Origin of the sequence: Nonomuraea sp. NPDC050404 (assembly GCF_040655495.1) — a bacterium.
GTDB lineage: Bacteria > Actinomycetota > Actinomycetes > Streptosporangiales > Streptosporangiaceae > Nonomuraea.
Window position 1 is genome coordinate 275671 of record NZ_JBFAKB010000015.1, and the last position, 15852, is coordinate 291522.

The 15852-nt window shown below is 72.7% G+C and carries 19 protein-coding genes; 8 read left to right on the plus strand and 11 right to left on the minus strand.

What is annotated here, in order from left to right; all coding sequences use genetic code 11:
* Positions 1 to 70: 70 nt before the first annotated feature.
* Complete coding sequence (locus AB0I81_RS36990; protein ID WP_360666728.1) at positions 71 to 1375, minus strand: FAD-dependent oxidoreductase; 1305 nt, start codon at positions 1373 to 1375, stop codon at positions 71 to 73.
* A 177-nt stretch (positions 1376 to 1552) separates the two neighbouring features.
* Here AB0I81_RS36990 and AB0I81_RS36995 point away from each other — a divergent pair, with 177 nt between their 5' ends.
* On the plus strand, positions 1553 to 2569 hold the full coding sequence (locus tag AB0I81_RS36995; protein ID WP_360666731.1) for an ABC transporter substrate-binding protein: 1017 nt from the start codon (positions 1553 to 1555) through the stop codon (positions 2567 to 2569).
* A 113-nt stretch (positions 2570 to 2682) separates the two neighbouring features.
* Here AB0I81_RS36995 and AB0I81_RS37000 read toward each other — a convergent pair whose 3' ends face one another.
* Entirely contained in the window at positions 2683 to 3165 is a 483-nt protein-coding gene (locus tag AB0I81_RS37000; protein WP_360666734.1) for a metallophosphoesterase family protein, read from the minus strand.
* 4 nt (positions 3166 to 3169) lie between these two features.
* Positions 3170 to 3799 (minus strand): helix-turn-helix domain-containing protein, encoded by a 630-nt coding sequence (locus AB0I81_RS37005; RefSeq protein ID WP_360666737.1) that lies wholly within the window; start codon positions 3797 to 3799, stop codon positions 3170 to 3172.
* Positions 3800 to 3864: 65 nt separating this feature from the next.
* Here AB0I81_RS37005 and AB0I81_RS37010 point away from each other — a divergent pair, with 65 nt between their 5' ends.
* Both AB0I81_RS37010 and AB0I81_RS37015 read left to right on the plus strand, forming a co-directional pair.
* A complete protein-coding gene (locus AB0I81_RS37010) occupies positions 3865 to 4695 on the plus strand; it encodes a nucleotidyltransferase domain-containing protein (RefSeq protein ID WP_360666740.1) in 831 nt (276 codons plus the stop codon).
* Between the two features lie 192 nt (positions 4696 to 4887).
* Positions 4888 to 5772, plus strand: coding sequence for an ATP-binding cassette domain-containing protein (locus tag AB0I81_RS37015; protein WP_360666743.1), 885 nt, complete (start codon positions 4888 to 4890; stop codon positions 5770 to 5772).
* A 7-nt stretch (positions 5773 to 5779) separates the two neighbouring features.
* Here AB0I81_RS37015 and AB0I81_RS37020 read toward each other — a convergent pair whose 3' ends face one another.
* Together AB0I81_RS37020 and AB0I81_RS37025 are read right to left on the minus strand one after the other, a co-directional pair.
* Positions 5780 to 6583 (minus strand): TIGR04222 domain-containing membrane protein, encoded by an 804-nt coding sequence (locus AB0I81_RS37020; RefSeq protein WP_360666746.1) that lies wholly within the window; start codon positions 6581 to 6583, stop codon positions 5780 to 5782.
* Between the two features lie 105 nt (positions 6584 to 6688).
* Positions 6689 to 7603 carry a hypothetical protein gene (locus tag AB0I81_RS37025; RefSeq protein WP_360666749.1) on the minus strand — a complete coding sequence of 305 codons (915 nt, stop codon included), beginning with the start codon at positions 7601 to 7603 and terminating at the stop codon, positions 6689 to 6691.
* Positions 7604 to 7836: 233 nt separating this feature from the next.
* Between AB0I81_RS37025 and AB0I81_RS37030 the strand changes: the two genes are divergently transcribed.
* From AB0I81_RS37030 to AB0I81_RS37040, 3 genes are read left to right on the plus strand one after another with little or no spacing between them, the layout of a single operon-like run.
* Positions 7837 to 8964 carry a winged helix DNA-binding domain-containing protein gene (locus AB0I81_RS37030; RefSeq protein WP_360666752.1) on the plus strand — a complete coding sequence of 376 codons (1128 nt, stop codon included), beginning with the start codon at positions 7837 to 7839 and terminating at the stop codon, positions 8962 to 8964.
* Positions 8965 to 9007: 43 nt separating this feature from the next.
* On the plus strand, positions 9008 to 9409 hold the full coding sequence (locus AB0I81_RS37035; RefSeq protein ID WP_360666755.1) for a helix-turn-helix domain-containing protein: 402 nt from the start codon (positions 9008 to 9010) through the stop codon (positions 9407 to 9409).
* Positions 9410 to 9455: 46 nt separating this feature from the next.
* Positions 9456 to 9800: a DUF4180 domain-containing protein gene (locus AB0I81_RS37040; protein ID WP_360666758.1), complete on the plus strand. Its 345-nt coding sequence runs from the start codon at positions 9456 to 9458 to the stop codon at positions 9798 to 9800.
* 73 nt (positions 9801 to 9873) lie between these two features.
* Here the strand turns inward: AB0I81_RS37040 and AB0I81_RS37045 are convergent, their stop codons facing one another.
* The 5 genes from AB0I81_RS37045 to AB0I81_RS37065 form a co-directional block, all read right to left on the minus strand.
* On the minus strand, positions 9874 to 10653 hold the full coding sequence (locus AB0I81_RS37045) for a TetR/AcrR family transcriptional regulator (RefSeq protein WP_360666760.1): 780 nt from the start codon (positions 10651 to 10653) through the stop codon (positions 9874 to 9876).
* A 177-nt stretch (positions 10654 to 10830) separates the two neighbouring features.
* On the minus strand, positions 10831 to 11670 hold the full coding sequence (locus tag AB0I81_RS37050; protein ID WP_360666763.1) for an LLM class flavin-dependent oxidoreductase: 840 nt from the start codon (positions 11668 to 11670) through the stop codon (positions 10831 to 10833).
* Between the two features lie 228 nt (positions 11671 to 11898).
* Positions 11899 to 12189 carry a hypothetical protein gene (locus tag AB0I81_RS37055; protein ID WP_360666766.1) on the minus strand — a complete coding sequence of 97 codons (291 nt, stop codon included), beginning with the start codon at positions 12187 to 12189 and terminating at the stop codon, positions 11899 to 11901.
* 152 nt (positions 12190 to 12341) lie between these two features.
* Complete coding sequence (locus AB0I81_RS37060) at positions 12342 to 12998, minus strand: GNAT family N-acetyltransferase (protein WP_360666768.1); 657 nt, start codon at positions 12996 to 12998, stop codon at positions 12342 to 12344.
* Positions 12995 to 13366: a MerR family transcriptional regulator gene (locus AB0I81_RS37065; RefSeq protein WP_360666771.1), complete on the minus strand. Its 372-nt coding sequence runs from the start codon at positions 13364 to 13366 to the stop codon at positions 12995 to 12997. Before AB0I81_RS37065 ends, AB0I81_RS37060 begins: the two co-directional genes overlap by 4 nt.
* A 48-nt stretch (positions 13367 to 13414) precedes the next feature.
* On the opposite strand from AB0I81_RS37065, the gene AB0I81_RS37070 reads away from it, so the two are divergent.
* On the plus strand, positions 13415 to 14638 hold the full coding sequence (locus tag AB0I81_RS37070) for an MFS transporter (RefSeq protein WP_360666773.1): 1224 nt from the start codon (positions 13415 to 13417) through the stop codon (positions 14636 to 14638).
* Here the strand turns inward: AB0I81_RS37070 and AB0I81_RS37075 are convergent.
* Positions 14562 to 15164 (minus strand): hemerythrin domain-containing protein, encoded by a 603-nt coding sequence (locus AB0I81_RS37075; protein ID WP_360666776.1) that lies wholly within the window; start codon positions 15162 to 15164, stop codon positions 14562 to 14564. The two genes, AB0I81_RS37070 and AB0I81_RS37075, sit on opposite strands and share 77 nt — an antisense overlap.
* Positions 15165 to 15365: 201 nt before the next feature.
* On the opposite strand from AB0I81_RS37075, the gene AB0I81_RS37080 reads away from it, so the two are divergent.
* Positions 15366 to 15842, plus strand: coding sequence for a MarR family transcriptional regulator (locus AB0I81_RS37080; RefSeq protein WP_360666778.1), 477 nt, complete (start codon positions 15366 to 15368; stop codon positions 15840 to 15842).
* The last annotated feature ends 10 nt before the right edge of the window (positions 15843 to 15852 follow it).

A 15852-nucleotide genomic window follows, 5' to 3' on the forward strand; every position in this document is an offset into this window, starting at 1 on the left:
GCCCACCCCTCGGTTCCGCCGGGGAGTGGGCCGCCGAGCTGCTCGGGGCCTTCGCGGTCGCGCGCGCGGGTCACGGGGTGACGACGTGGCCGATGCGGAAGAAGCCGTCCGGGTCGTAGGCCCGCTTGACGTCCCGCAGTCGCGCGTAGTTCGCCGCCGTGTACGCCGCCGCCGTCCGCGCCGGGTCGGCCAGGAAGTTCAGGAACGTCCCCCCGTTGGCGTACGGCCGCAGTTCCTCGGCCAGCCCGGGGACCACGGTGTCCACGATCACCGACAGCGCGGTGGAGCGGTGGCTCACGGGCCCGGCGTCCGCCCCGGGCCGCCCCATCGCGCCGCCCCAGTGGCGGATCTCCACGGTCTGCGCCCGCTCCGCCGCCCGTACCAGCGAGGAGACCACCGCGTCGGGCACGGTGTCGAACATGTCCATGTGCCGGTTCGGCGTGCCGCCCATGGCGGAGGCCGCGTACGTGGTCGGCCGCGTCTCGTCCAGCAGCGCGGGACCCGCCGCCCGGTACAGCGGCGCGAGCAGCCGCCGCGCCTGCCCGGCCGCCCCGGCGTACAGGACCTTGAGCATCACCACGTGCCTGCCGCGCACCTGCGCCGGCACCTGCTCGTCGTCGGCCATCCGCTTGAACACCAGCGCCGTGCTGATCTCGTCGGGGGCGTCCTCGATCCAGTCGCGGTAGGCCGTCAGTGTCCGCGCCGCCGCCTCGATCGGGAAGTAGGCGAACCCGGAGAACACCTCCCGTACCGGGTGGAGCCGGAACTCCAGCGAGGTCACCACGCCGAACCCGCCCCCGCCGCCGCGCAGCGCCCAGAACAGCTCGGGGTGGCTTTCCGGGCTCGCCGTGACGTGGCGGCCGTCGGCCAGCAACACCTCGGCGCGCAGCACGCTGTCGGCGGCGAACCCGTGCTTGCGGGCCAGCCAGCCCAGCCCGCCGCCCAGCGTGTAGCCGGTGGCGCCGACCGACGGCGCGGAGCCCGACAGCGGCGCCAGGCCGAACGGCGCGGCGGCGGCGATGACCTCGCCCCAGCGCGCCCCCGGGCCGACCTTGGCGACCCGGCGGGCCGGGTCCACCAGCACCGACGCCATCGGCGAGGTCCTGACCAGGATGCCGCCGTCGCACGCGGTGTGCGTGCCGTGCCCGGTGGCCTGGACCGCGAACGGTACCCCGTGGGCGCGCGCCGCCAGCAGCGCGGAGCGTACGTCGCCGGGGCCGTACGCCTCGGCGACGAGCGCCGGGCGGGAGTCCACGGCCGGGTTCAGCGAACGGCGCGTCTCGTCGTACCCCGCCTCGCCCGGCAGGTGCACGGTCCCGGTGAACCCGGGGAGGCGGATCTCGTCCAGGACGGCGGTGGTGTGCGGCTGGCTCATCTCTTCGGCCCTTCTCTGCTCCGGTGATCTGAGATCACTGTGCTGGAGGGCGCTTACGGCCTCGTTCCCGCCGGCTTACCGCCGGGCCTTAAGACCCTTAAGGGGGTCTTTTCGGTTAGGTAAGGCTAATCTAATATGCCGACCAGAAGGGCAAAGCCCGCCTAAAGAGGAGAACCCATGGCCAATGTCCCGCGACGCACCCTTGTCGCCCTCGGCGCCGCCGCTCTGCTCGGTGTCAGTGCCTGTGGCGGTACGGCCGCGCCGCCCGCCCCGGCCTCCTCCGCCTCGCAGGCACAATGGACCTGGACCGACGATCGCGGCAAGAACATCTCCGTGCCGCAGCGGCCCAAGCGCGTCGTGGCCCAGGCGTCGGCGGCGGCCGCGTTGTGGGACTTCGGCGTGCGGCCGGTCGGGGTGTTCGGCCCGCACAAGCTCAAGGACGGCGGGCCCGACCCCGAGGTGGGCGAGGTCGACATCTCCACGGTCGAGACGATCGGGAACGCGTACGGCGAGTTCAACGTCGAGAAGCTCGCCACGCTTCAGCCCGACCTGCTGGTGGCGGGCATGTACGTGAAGGACGCGCTCTGGTACGTCCCCGAGCAGTCGGCCGCGGCCGTCGAGCAGATCGTCCCGTCCGTCGGCGTACGGCTCAGCGGCAAGCCGCTGCTGGAGATCATCGAGAAGTACGGCCAGCTCGCCGCCGCGCTCGGCGCGGACCCCAAGGCCGCGCCCGTGGTCGAGGCCAAGAACCGCTTCGACGCCGCCAGCGCGGCGCTGAAGACCCTCGCCGCCGAGAAGCCCGACCTCAAGGTCATGATCGTGACGGGCACGCCCGAGTCCCTGTACGTCGCCTACCTGCCCGACCACGCCGACATCCAGTACTGGGGCGAGCTCGGCCTGAACATCGTCTCCCCCGAGAGGCCGACGGAGAGCGAAGGCGGCTTCTGGGAGGTGCTGAGCTGGGAGAATGCCGACAAGTACCAGGCCGACGTGATCCTCTCGGATGCCCGCGCCCAGTCGATGAAGCCCGAGGAGATGGCCAAGAAGCCGACCTGGGCCAAGCTGCCCGCCGTCAAGGCCGGCCAGGTCTACCCGTGGCACGCGGCCGAGCGCTACAGCTACCTCGGCTACGCCAAGGTGATGGAGGAGCTGAAGACCAACCTGGACAAGTCGAAGGACGACCTCGTGAAGTAGGACGACCTCGTGAGTAGGACTGCCTTGTGAAGCAGGACGGCCTCGTGGAGGCGGACGGCCTCGTGGACAGGAGGACGGCCTCGTGGAGGAGGCGTCGCCGGGTGGGTGCCTCCTCAGGTGACGGCGACGATCTCGGCCCGGGTGAGCGCCCCGCGCTCGATGGTGAGCAGCCCCAGCGTGCCGTGCGGCTGGCGGCGGCGGTCGGTGGGGGAGCCCGGGTTGAAGATCCGCAGACCGTCGCCCGACTCGTCGAGCGGGATGTGCGAATGACCGAAGACCACCAGGTCCGCGTGCGGGAAACGGCGTCGCATGCGGGCCAGGCGGCCCTTGGCCGGGCCGCTGTCGTGGATCATGCCGACGCGCAGCCCGTCCAGGGTCAGCTCCAGGGTCTCCGGCGCCACCACGTCGGGCCCGTCGTTGTTGCCCTTGACGGCGTGGACGGGCGCGTACGCGGCCAGCTCGTCCAGCACGGAGGGCACGCAGACGTCGCCCGCGTGCAGAATGGCGTCCGCGCCGCGCAGGTGCCCGGCGACCAGCGGCGGGCAGGTGCGCCAGCGCCTGGGCGCGTGCGTGTCGGAGATCGCGACGACCTTCACCCGCTCAGTCCTGCCCTTCCCCGCCCGGCCCACCCCTCTGGCCGCGCAAGGCGAGATGAATCGTGGGATGAACCGCCAGCACCAGCCGGTGGTCACGCCCGTCCTCTCCGCCGGACGTGTCGTGATATTTGCTCATCAATGAGGTCACGCACCGTGCCAGTTCCTCCTCGAACGCCGACCGGTCGGCCGCCGACGCGAAGCGGACCTCGCCGTCGATGGCGAACGTGGCCACGTCCTGCCGTGCCTTCGCGGCCCCGGCGATCAGGGCGCCGGCATCCCGTACGAGCTGCGCCGCCAGCGCCAGCAGCCAGCGGGCCGAGAGCCGGTCGGGCGACCTGGCGGGGTCGGGCTGCACGGAGGCCAGCGCGGTGGGGGAGATCACGAAGGAAGCGGCCGTGGCCTGCATCACGCGCTCGGTGACGTTGCCCTTCCTGCGCTCCTCGACCAGCTCCACCAGGCCGTGCCGCTCCAGCGTGCGCAGATGGTAGTTGACCTTCTGCCTGGCCAGGCCCACCTTGGCGGCCAGCGACGTCGCCGAGCCCGGTTCCACCAGCTCCGCCAGCAGTTTCGACCGCATCGGGTCGAGCGACGCCTCGGCTGCCGCCGCGTCCTCGATCGCCGCCACTTCGTACATGACAGGACGGTCTCCCCGAAAAAAACGGTTGTCAAGACGGCCGCCGCCGGTACTAGGCTCGCCACGTGCAGAATCCCGATCTCCAGCCCGACCTTCACGGCATCGCCGAGCGGCTGGTCGCGGTGCCCGGCGTGGTGGCCGTCGTCCTGGGCGGCAGCCGCGCTCGCGGCACCCACCGGCCCGACTCCGACATCGACCTCGGCCTCTACTGCCGGGGCCGCCTCGCCGTCGCGGAACTGCGCGTGCTCGCGCGGGAGATGACCGGCCAGGACACCGACGTCACCGAGCCCGGCGAATGGGGCCCGTGGGTGGACGGGGGCGGCTGGCTCACGCTGGACGGGTGGCGGGTGGACTGGATCTACCGCGACCTCGACCGCGTGCACGGGATCTGGCGCGACTGCCGGGCCGGCCAGTACGAGATCGGCTTCCAGGTCGGGCACCCGCTGGGCTTCTGGTCGCACGCCTACGCCGGCGAGGCGGCCCTGTGCCAGGTGCTGGCCGACCCGACCGGCGAGGCGACGCTCCTGCGCGAGGAGGCCGCGCACTATCCGCCGGCGCTGCGCGAGTCCCTGATCGCGAGGTTGTGGGAGTGCGACTTCGCCCTGAGCACGGCCCGGTACGGCGCCGCCGGGCGCGATCCCGCGTACGCGGCCGGGGCGTTGTTCCGGGCGATCGGCGTGGCCTGCCACGCCCTGCACGCGGCCGACGGGGCCTGGCTGATCAACGAGAAGGGCATGATCGCCTCGGCCGGACGCCTGCCGTCGGCTCCGAAGAACTTCGGGGAGCGGGCCGGAGCGCTGCTGGCGGCGGTCGGGGACACGCCTGAGGAGATCGGCCGCACCATCGACGCGGCGACCGAACTTGTCGCGGAGGTCCGCACGGCCTGCGGCGCCTGAACCCGTCGCCGACCCGGACCCCTGCGAGCCGAGGTCGTGAACCCGAAACATCAGATGTCTGAGGAGCTGATAAGTTTACCCCAATGATCTGACGAGGGGAGAGCACGTGGTGGCGGAATCGTCCCGGCGGTGGCACGAGCAGCCGGTGCCGCGACTGGAGGAGGGCGCGGCGAGCGGTGCGGAGGCGGCCCGATGACCGTCGTCTCGCGTCCCGCCGACACCGGGCACGTGCTGCGGGCCGACCGCGTGGAGCTCATCCGCGACGGCCGCCACCTGCTGCGGGAGATCTCCCTGACCGTACGGCCCGGCGAGCACTGGGCGCTGCTAGGGGCCAACGGCGCGGGCAAGAGCACCCTGCTCGGCCTGCTGGGCGCCGTCACGCATCCCAGCCGTGGCGTGGTCGAGGTGCTCGGCCGCACGCTGGGCCGCGTCGACGTACGCGAGCTGCGCTCCTACCTGGGGCACATCAACCCGCGCCACACCCCCGACGGGCCGCTGCGCGTGCGTGACGTGGTGCTGACCGGCCTGACCAACACCGCCGCGGTCGTGCCCCGCTGGACGCCCACCGGGCAGGAGGCCGAGCGCGCCGACCGGTTGATCGCCATGCTCGGCATGAGCCACCGGGCGCAGGCGACCTGGCCCACCCTGTCCCAGGGAGAACGCGGCCGCGCCCTGATCGCCCGCGCCCTCATGCCGCAACCCCGGCTCCTGCTGCTCGACGAGCCGGCCACCGGGCTCGACCTGGCGGCCCGTGAGCAGTTGCTGGCCAGCATCGACGCGCTGCGCGCCCGGCACTCGTCGCTGGCCACCGTGCTGGTCACCCACCACCTTGAGGAACTCCCCGCCACCACCACGCACGCCATGTTGCTGCGCGACGGAGCCTGCCTGGCCTCGGGGCCGGTCGCGGAGGTGCTGACCAGCGACCTGGTCAGCACGTGCTTCGACCACCCGGTACGCCTCGTCCGCAGCGACGACGGCCGCTGGTCCGCACGAGCCGAGCCCGTCCCGGTCACCATGCCGGACGAGCCGGCGGAGCCACCGCAGGTCCCCTCAGAGGCCGCCACCACCGCTGCCTGACAGGTCCTCAGGGACCGCCGCTGCCTGATTCGCCGCTCCGGCCCGCGTCCGGTTCCGGGGGATCGGCCGGTGTGGGTAGCTCGCCGAGCCCGTACAGCGCGATGGGCACGGCCATGGTCGCGGACGTGGCCCGGTGCGGATGCCGGCCGCGCGCCCGTTCGAGCTCCTGCCGCGCCCGCCAGGTGCCCACGCGCGTCGCGCCGGGCTCGCCCCACTCCCGCAACTCGCTCTGGGCCACGATCCGCGTGCCCACCAGGATGACCATTCCCAGCAGCGGCAGCCAGACCGTGCGCTGCACGAGCATCGCCGGCACTTCGAGCGCCACCCCGGCCAGGGCCGCCGTACGCAACCAGCGCAGCCAGGCGAGCAGGTCGGCGTCGGCGCGGGGGATCTGCGCGGCCAGCAGCCCGAGCCGGGTCAGCGAGGCCGCTAGCTCGGCGAGCGCGGGGCTGCGCCGTACCTCCCGCCTGATCTCGAACAGGTGCGCCCCGCGCCGCGCCTCGACGAACGCCAGCACCGCCCTCTCGATGGGATGGCGGGCGGCCGTCGGCGGCGAGACGACCCTGTGCGCCTGGCCGTCGCGCGCGAGCCGGATCGCCCCGGCCCCGGCCAGCAGGGCCAGGGCCAGGTCCGCCACCCGGTCGGGACCGCCCGCCAGATAGGCCAGCTCGTAATGGGTCGGAGGCGGGCCGTCGCGGGCCGGGAGCACCTCGCCGGAGTCGCGGTCGCGCCGCGCGCGTCTCAGGTCGCCGACGGTGATGGCGGTGAAGAGGGCCACGATAAACGACAGGAGCAGCAGGACGACGTCCATGCGCACCTCCTGACCACGGCGGGGCCGGGCCGGTCGCGGAGGAGGATCGGGGGGACTTGGGCAGCCGGCCGACTCCATTTTACACGCCATGTGGTCGTATGTTGACTAAGGGTGATCAAGCTTGGCGGGGGCCGGCGCGCCCCTGCGGCCCACCCGGACCACGTACAGCAGCGTACGGGGATCCGCCACATCGAGCCGGTCCGCCAGCTTCCGCCGGGTCGCCTCGCACTCGATGACCTGGCTCAGCGGATGCGTCGTGTACCCGAGGCCCGACAGCGTCAGGGCGTGCCGCATCGCCAGCCGTCCCTGCTCCACCTCCTCCTCCGCCGGGCCGACCAGCACGAGCGCGTCACCGTCGTCGTCCAGCAGCCCGCGCGAGGCTCCGGCCAGCACCCGTGGCAGCCCCAGCCGCCGCAGAGCGGGGAAGAGGGCGAGCGAGGCCCGCAGCCCGATGGCCTCCAGCTTGGTCAGCGTCAGCGTCCGGTCGCCGAGCCCGCCGACGAAGCGGCGGCGCTGGCGCCGGGTCAGCCGCAGCCACGCACGCAGCTGGCGGGACACCTCCCGGTTCCCGAACTCGTGCAGGTCGGCGGTGTGCAGCAGGTCCGCCAGATCCCGGCAGGGCAGCCGGCGCGTCCCCTCCAGCGCGCCGGCCACCTCGTCCGGCAGCCGCCCCGCGCGGAACTCGCTGTGGGTGGCGCGCCGGGCCCGGATGTCCGCCGTCGTGAACGGGGTCTCGTACCGGTGCCCGGCCGGATGCAGGAACCCCACCCGCAGCGGCCCGGGGTCGGGGCGGAAACCGACGTCGAGGCCCGCGTCGGCGCACACGATCAGGCAACACTCCACGAACGCCCCCATGCTGAGCCGCAGGTCGCGGCCCGTGGGGTCGCTGATGGGCAGCGCCCTGGCCGGGTCCCAGCCGACGGCGGCCTCGCCGCCGGTGTAGGTGAGCGTCCACGGCTGGGTGTTGTGCGCACTGGGCGCACGCCAGAAGTCGGGCTCCAGCGCCCGCAGCTGTATCAACCGAATTCCTTGTCATCGCAGGAACAACCGAGTGGGAGCCGGGCCGCCACCGGCCGGTCCGCACCGAGGCGGATCTTGAAAGGTGAGATTAGACGGGGCAGATGAAAGTTCGCTTTACATCCGCTTTCACGGTCTCGGCGCGTGTCGCCGGTTCTGCCCGGATATTGCGGCACCTGATCTTCCGCATTACCACCTATGGTGGGCCTCTGAACGGGCGAAAGAAGGGTATTTCGGTGATCGAACTGTCATGGCCGCAGGTCAGCGCGCGGCGGCTGGAACGCGCGGGGCTGGCCGGCGAACCGAAGGGCGGCGGCCCCGAGGAGATGGCGGCGGCCATGGTCGGGGTGCACGCCCAGGTGATGTCGGCCGCCGAGGCCTCCATCGGGCTGCGGCTCGACGGGATCACGCGGGCCCATGTGCGCGAGGCGCTGTGGAAGGAGCGCACCCTGGTCAAGACGCACGGGCCGCGCGGCACGGTGCACGTGTTGTGCGCCCGCGACCTGCCGATGTGGGTGAGCGCCATGTCGTCGGTGCCCGTCTCGCCCACCGCCATGCCCCCGGACAGGGGGCTGACGGCCGAGCAGATCGAGCAGGTGGTGGCGGCCGTGCGGGAGGTGCTCGCAGGGGCCGAGCTGACGATGGACGAGCTGAGTGAGGCGGTCGTGGCGGCCACCGGGCCGTGGGCGGGCGACCTGGTCATGCCCGCGTTCCAGGGCTTCTGGCCGCGCTGGCGGCAGGCCCTGGCGTCGGCCGCGCACCGGGGCGCGTTCGTCTTCGGGGCCGGGCGCGGCCGCAAGGTCACCTACACGGCCGCGCCGCTCGCGCCGCCGGTGACCGACGGGCTCGCCGGGCTGGTCAGAAGCTATCTGCACGCGTACGGCCCCGCCACGCCCGCGCAGTTCGCCCAGTGGGCGGGCGGGCCGGCCAGGTGGGCGGCCGAGGCGTTCAAGGGGGTGGACCTGGAGGAGGTGCGCCTGGAGGGGCGGCCCGCCTGGGTGCTCGCGGGCGACACCGTGATGCCGCAGGAACCGCCGCGGGGCGTGCGGCTGCTGCCGTACTTCGACGCGTACGTGGTGGCGGGCCGGCCCCGCGAGCTGCTGTACGCCGGAGCCGCGGCGCAACGGGCGTTGTCCGGCGGGCAGGCGGGCAACTTCCCCGTGCTGCTCGTGGATGGGAACGTGGCCGGCGTCTGGCACCAGCGGCGCTCGGGCAGCCGGATCGAGGTGACGGTCGAGCCGCTGCGCGACCTCACCGCCGCCCAGTCCGGCGAGCTGACCGAGCAGGTACGGCGGCTGGGCGAGGTCATGGAGGCCCGGCCGCGCCTGACGATCGGCAAGATCACCGTGGGTCCGCACGCCTGAACGTTCCCTATCACTCCCTGAGTAAGGCATGATGGGGAATGTTATGGAGCAATACACCGTGGAGCAAGCGGCGAGCTTTCTGGGCCTGCACGTGAAGACCGTGCGCAACTACGTGCGCGACGGACGGCTGCCCGCCGTGCGGGTCGGCAAGCAGTACCGGATCGCCAAGGAGGACCTCGCGACCTTCGCCGGCCTGCCCGCGCAGCCCCCCGGCCGGCTGCGGCACGCCGAGGTGTCCAGCATCGTGGAGATCGACGGCATCGCCAGGGGCGAGATGGACCGGATCAGCACGATGGTCATGGGCGCGCTGGCGACCCGCCCGAGCGGGCTGCGCGTGGAGTTCGTCTTCGACGAGGAGCGCGACCACCTCAAGGTCATCGTGCTGGGCGGGCTGGAGATGAGCGCCCAGGTGCTGCGCATCGTGGACGCGCTGGTGAAGGAGTGACCCACCCGCCCGCCCAGACCACGCCAGATCTTCTTGGAGAACACATATGCCTGACAACGACGTCCTGCTGTGCGACCCGCACGGCGAGCCGCTGCGCGAGACCGCCGACGTGCTCGACCTCATCGGCGAAGCCTGGACGGCCGGCGCGACTTGGGTGGCCGTGCCCGCCGCCCGGCTGCCCGCCGGCTTCTTCACGCTGAGCACCGGGGTGGCGGGGGAGATCGCGCAGAAGTTCGCCAACTACCGCATCGGCCTGGCCATCGTGGGCGACGTCTCCAGCCACACCGCCGCCAGTACGGCGTTGCGCGCCTGGGTCGTGGAGGCCAATCGGGGCGGGCAACTCTGGTTCGTACGGGACGAGGCGGAACTGACGGCCCGCCTGCGTCCTTAACCCGCCTGCGACGCTGTGTCCTTAGCCCGCCTGTGCCCTTAGCCCGGCCTGCGTCCTTAACCCGTGTTCGTCCTTAACCCGCTTTCACGGCCGCCTCGATGCCGTCGAGCAGCACGTTCAGGCCGATTGAGAACGTCTCTCCGCCGGGGTGCGCATCGTCGGGCCCGTCGTCGGGTTCGTCGTCCTGCGACTCCACCCACGACGCCATCGGGAACCGGGCGGCGAACTCCGGCTCGACCTCCTTCAGCAGGGACGAGCGGGCCTGCCACCACTCCTCGTCGCTCACCCCGGTGGCCGACGGGGCCAGGCGCGACTCCGACACGGTCTTGGCCGCACCCCGTACGAAGTCGAACAGCAGCGCCATCACCCCGCGCACCCGGCGCGGGGTGAGCCCGGTGTCGCGCAGCACGGCCACCACGCCCTCCAGCATCGCGAACTCGTTCGGCCCCAGCACCGGCCGCACCTGCGACACCTGCAGCACCCAGGGGTGGCGCAGGTAGAACTCCAGCGTGTGCCGGGCCCACGATACGACGGCCGGCCGCCAGCCGGCGCCGAGGTCGTACCGGGTGGGCAGTTCGGCCAGGACCCGGTCGTACATCAGGTCGATGAGTTCGCCCTTGCTCGGCACGTACGTGTACAGCGCCATGCCCGTGCGGCCCAGCCGGTCGCCGACCTTGCGCATGGACAGCGCCGCCATGCCCTCGGCGTCGGCCACCTCGATCGCGGCCTCGACGATCACGTCCACGCTCAGCCCCGGTTTGGGGCCCGGCCGCACCTCGGGATCCGGCTCGCCGCTGCGCCACAGCAGCGCCATCGACCGTCGCGCGTCACCCTGACCGGCGAAGACGACCAACGCGGAACTCCCGGGGCCGGACAATTCTTTACGGGATAAAAGATAACAGCCGCAGCTCCGCACGCCGTACGTCAGGCCGCGAGTCTGCGGCGCCCTCCACCGCGGCGTCAGGCCGTGGAACTGCGGGTCGCCACTGCGGCGCGTCAGACCGCGGGGCTGTGGCTCGCCACCGCGGCGTCAGCCCGTGGGTCTGCGGGCCGCCACCGCGGCGAGCATCTCCCAGGCCGTCTCCGGATGCAGGGTCTCCTCGGCGCTCTCGTGGATCGGGTCCAGCACGACCGTCTCCGCGCCGAGCAGGCGCAACTGCTCCAGGTCCTCGGCGATCTGCTCGATCGTGCCCTCGCCCGCCAGCCGATCCGGACCGGTAAGCGGCGTCTTCGTGACCCGCAGCAGGATCCGGGGAGCCAGCGCGGGCACGGGCCGCCCCTGCTCCTCAGCCATCGCGCGCAATCGCGGCCACGTCTCGCGCAACCAGGGCAGGGTGTTCCTGAGCGGATGCCACGCCTGGCCGAACCGTACCGTCCTGCGCAGCGCCGCCTCGCTCCCGCCGCCCACCCACAGGGGCACGCCGCCGCGGTAGTCGCGCTCGTCGGCCCAGGCGGCGAGCATCGCGGCCAGGTGCTCGTCGGTCAGCCGGCCGCGCCGCCCGTGCTCGACGCCCAGCGCCTCGAACTCCTGCCGCGCCCACCCGACCCCGACGCCCAGCACCAGCCGGCCGCCGCTGAGGTCGTTGAGGTTGGCCGCCATGCGGGCCACGAGCAGCGGATGCCGGTACGGGACGATCAGCACGGTGGTGCCGAGCCCGATGCCCGAGGTCGCGCCGGCCAGCCAGGCGAGCGTGGTGAACGGCTCGTAGAAGGGCGCCGGATACTGTTCGGCCACGTCGGGAGTGATCACCACGTGGTCGGAGACCATGAGCAGGTCGTAGCCGAGCCCCTCGACCGTCATGGCGTAGCGCCGCAGGACGCCGGGGTCGGTTCCGGGGCCGAAGTTGGGTACGTTCACGCCGAGTCGCACGTGACCAGGCTATCCGGCGGTGATCAGCACCGGTGACGCCGGGCCCGGCATGGCGATGGCCCCGTACACGCGCCCCGTACACACGCCGGTCCCGGCACCCGAGTGGCGGGCGCCGGGACAGGTGTGGCGGGCGGTCAGCGCCGCAGGCCGGTCGCGTCCCCGATGCCGGAGCCGTGACCGTGGCGCGACCGGGCCGCCGTTGCCGCTGGTAGGCCGGTTGTGACGCCCCTACCTCTCGGCGCCTTCATTTCCGTTGTCGTCATCGTAACGATCATCGGCGCCGTGGTCGTCGTACTTGCCGCCCTTGCAGCCGTCGGCGGCGCGGGTGCCGGCGAAGACGCCGTGCTTGGTGACATGCTGGTAGGTGGAGTCCTCGTTGACGCCGAGGCCGCAGTGGCTCGGGTAGGAGTTGTTCCAGGCCTCGTCGTACCATTGGTCGGCGGCCGCGGCGCCGGCTGTACCGAACAGCGCTGCCGCGGTCAGCAGCGCACCACCGGCGGCGATGAGGGTACTTCTCATGATCTCCCCCTGTAATCACGAAGTGACATCGGCCATCACTATACGTAGCGATCTTGTGGTATCCATGCACCGCCACGCCCGTTTTCACCCAACAGGGGGCCGTTGACCAGCAAAAACAGTGGCCGCCACCGATCGCGATGGGATAGCTCCCCTCAGGGTTCCCGGAGCAGCACCTCGGCGCCCATGGGCGCGTACCCGGCCGCCAGGAACGCCCGCACGCTGGCCGCGTTCCCCGGCGCGACCTGCGCCCACACCGGGCCGGGAACGAGATGCCTGGCCGCCGTGGCCAGCCGCCTGCCCAGGCCCCGGCCGCGGTGCTCCGGCTCCACCTCGACCGCCGCCTCCCACCGCCCCGCCACGCCCCGACCCACGGCCAGCAGGCCGCCGTCGTCCTCGGTGGTCCACACGCGTACGGCGTCGCGGTAGAGATGGGCCCGCGTCACCCGCGGGTGGTCGCTGCCGGTGACCTCTTCCAACCCGATCGGCGCGGCGCCGGGGAGCGGCCGCGCCAGACCGAGCAGGTCGACGCCGCCGATGCGGCGGCCGGTCCTGGCCGCCAGGGCCTGGAGGAAGGGCGAGCAGAGCGGCGCGGACAGGTCGCCGGGCGGGAGCCGGTCGCGGACCCAGCCGGGGTCCACGTCGGCGAAGACCACCGAGTGCGCGGTGAAGGCGAGGACGCCCGCGTCGCGCGGCGACGGTTGCGGCAGGATCGTCAGGCCGCCGTCCGGTTCGGGCGGACGCCCGCGCTCCGCCTCACCGAGCAACCACGCCAGCGTTCCCGCGCCGCCCGGTGGTGTTGAGGCGCTCATCGCCGCAGGGCCCGGACGGCGGCGAGGTAGGCGTGGATGGCGTCGCGGTTGCGGGACAGGCAGTCGATGCGCTGCTGGATGCGGGCCGCCTCCGACTCCAGGAGGTCGGCCAGCTCGGGGGTCAGGCACTGCGGGTGCAGATGGATCCTGTCGGGTTCGTCGAGGAACGGGAGGATACGGCGGATGATCTCCGTGGTGAGGCCGGAGTCGAGCAGGCCGCGGATCTGCTGCACGCGGTACACCGCCGGCTCCGGATAGGTGCGGTAACCGTTCTCGGCGCGTTCGGGGTGCAGGAGGTCCTGCTCCTCGTAGTAGCGCAACATCCGGGTGGGTACGCCCGTGCGCTGGGCGAGCTGCCCGATCCTCATGACACCTTCCTTGCCTTCACACTGATGTGAAGGTTTCAGCATGGTCGCATGACTGAGGTGACAAGCGCCAATGCGGCCGGCCCGGGGAGGCTGCCATGGCCGGGACTGCTGGCACTGTTCGCGGCGGCGTTCACGGCCGTGATGACGGAACTGCTGCCCGCGGGGCTGCTGCCGCAGATCGCGGCCGGGCTGGAGGTGACGGAGGGCCGCGCCGGGTTCCTGGTGACGGCGTACGCGGTGGCGTCGTTCCTGGCGGCCATCCCGGTGACGGCCGCGCTGCGCGGCTTCGACCGGCGGCCGGTGCTGGTGGGGACGCTGGCCGGGTTCGCCGTGCTGAACGGGGTGAGCGCGCTGTCGTCCTCGTACGCGCTGACGTTCGGGGCGCGGGTGCTGGCCGGGGTCATGGGCGGGGTGTTGTGGGCCATGCTCGTGGGCTACGCGGCCCGGATGGTGCCGCCGGAAAGGCGCGGACGGGCGATCGCGATCGTCTCGGCGGGCATCACGGTGGCGCTGTGCGCGGGCATCCCGGCCGGGGCGGCGCTGGCGTCGGTGTCCGGATGGCGCACGGCGTTCGGCGGGCTGGCCGTGGTGGCGCTGGTGCTGATCGGATGGGTGTTGTGGCAGGTGCCGAACTTCGCCGCCGAGCCCGCGGCGGCCCGCCTGCCGCTGCGGCGGGTGGTGGTCATGCCCGGCGTGCGCACGTCGCTGGGAGTGACGGCGCTGGTGCTGGTGGCGCATCAGGCGGTCTATACGTACCTGGTGCCGTTCACGGCGGCGCACGGGGGAGCGGGCGCGGGCGTGGTGCTGCTGGTCTTCGGCGTGGGGACGGTGGCGGGGATCTGGGTGACGGGGGCGGTGATCGACCGGTTCGCGCGCGTGACCCTGGTGGCCGCGCTGGTGATCGTGGCGGGGGCGATGGCGGTGCTCGGGATGTTCGGCGGGTACGCGGCGGCGGTGCCGGCGGCCGCCGCGCTGTGGGGAGTGGCGTTCGGGGGCATGCCGACGTTGTTGCAGAGCGCGCTGGTGGACGTGGCAGGGGCGGGCAACGCGGACGTGGCCACGTCCCTGCAGGCGACCGTCTACAACGCCGGCATCGCGGCCGGGTCGCTGGCCGGCGGCCTGGTGCTGGAGGGCGCCGGCGCGCGGGCGCTGCCGTGGGCGGCCCTGCCGCTGGTGCTGGTCGCGCTGCTGATCGTCACAGGCCGTGCCTGGCCAGGGGCTCGACCAGCTCCCGCTCCTCGTACGACAGATGCGACAGCAGGGTGTCGGTGAGCAGGTCCACCACCGCGCGCAGTTCGTCCAGGCCGGCCGGGTCCGCCACGAAGGCGACCAGCGCGCGGTCCACCCGTTCGAGGACATGGTGGATGGCCTGGTGCTCCTCCTTCAGCCGGTCGAGCACGGGCGCGAGTGCGGGCTCCACGCGGCGCAGGTGGGGGAAGACCATCGCGTCCTCCATGGAGTGGTGCATCGTGACCATGCGGCAGTAGGACTCGCAGTACGCGCCGAGCGTCCAGTCGTGCCTGCGCATGGTCATCGTGTTGATGTGCGAGCGGGCCGCGCCGGCGTCGAGCGTACCCGCGGCGACCTGGCCGGCGAGGTCGCGCAGCCGGGTCAGCTCGGCGCGCAGGTGATCGTGCACATCGACGAGATGCCGCCCGTTGGCCCGTTCCCTGGGGGTGTAGCGCCTGCCGGGGTCGGGGCGGGGAGCGGTGGGGCGGGCGCTCTCGTCCCAGACGCGGGTCCCGGACAGGCGTACGCCGTCGTCGGGGGTGGGGGTGATGCCCAGCGACGTGCTCATGCCCGCGACCCTCCTGCGGCGGCGAGGCGCCGCACCCGGCCCGGCTCGTTGACCATGGGGATGACACCGCTGACGCCGTACGCGGGCGCGAGGTCGGGCATGGGAGGGCTCCTGGGGGGCGTTTAGTTCGCACTGCCAACAGTTGGTTGTACGAAGGAAAATAGTTCGTTTTGCGAACTACTGTCAACTAGACTCGGGCGCATGGTCGCGACGAAGGAGCCGGTCCTGCCGTTCACCGACGCGCTCGTACGGCTGGCGCATCTGGTGCAGCAGGTGTTCGCGGAGGTCAGCAGGGAGCAGGACCTGACACCGCAGCAGGCCCAGCTCCTGTGCCTGCTGGTGGACGGGCCGGTGGGGATGAGCGAACTGGTCCGTACACTGCAACTGGAGAAGTCGAGCCTGACCGGGCTCGTGGACCGGGCCGAGAAACGCGGCCTGGTGGTGCGTACGCGCGACTCCCGCGACCGCCGCGCCTGCCGGATCGGACTGACCGGCGAGGGGGAGCGGGCCGGGGCGCGGGCGCACGAGGAGGTCTCGCGGCGGCTGGAAGTGCTGGCGGGCGAGCTGCCGGACCGGCAGCGCGAGCTGGTGGCGGTGGCCATCGGCGGGATCCTGTCCGGGCGCCCGGCACGGCCGTCCCGGGGAACGGCTCTCGCGGGGGAGCGGGATCCCCTGTGAGGGGGAGCCG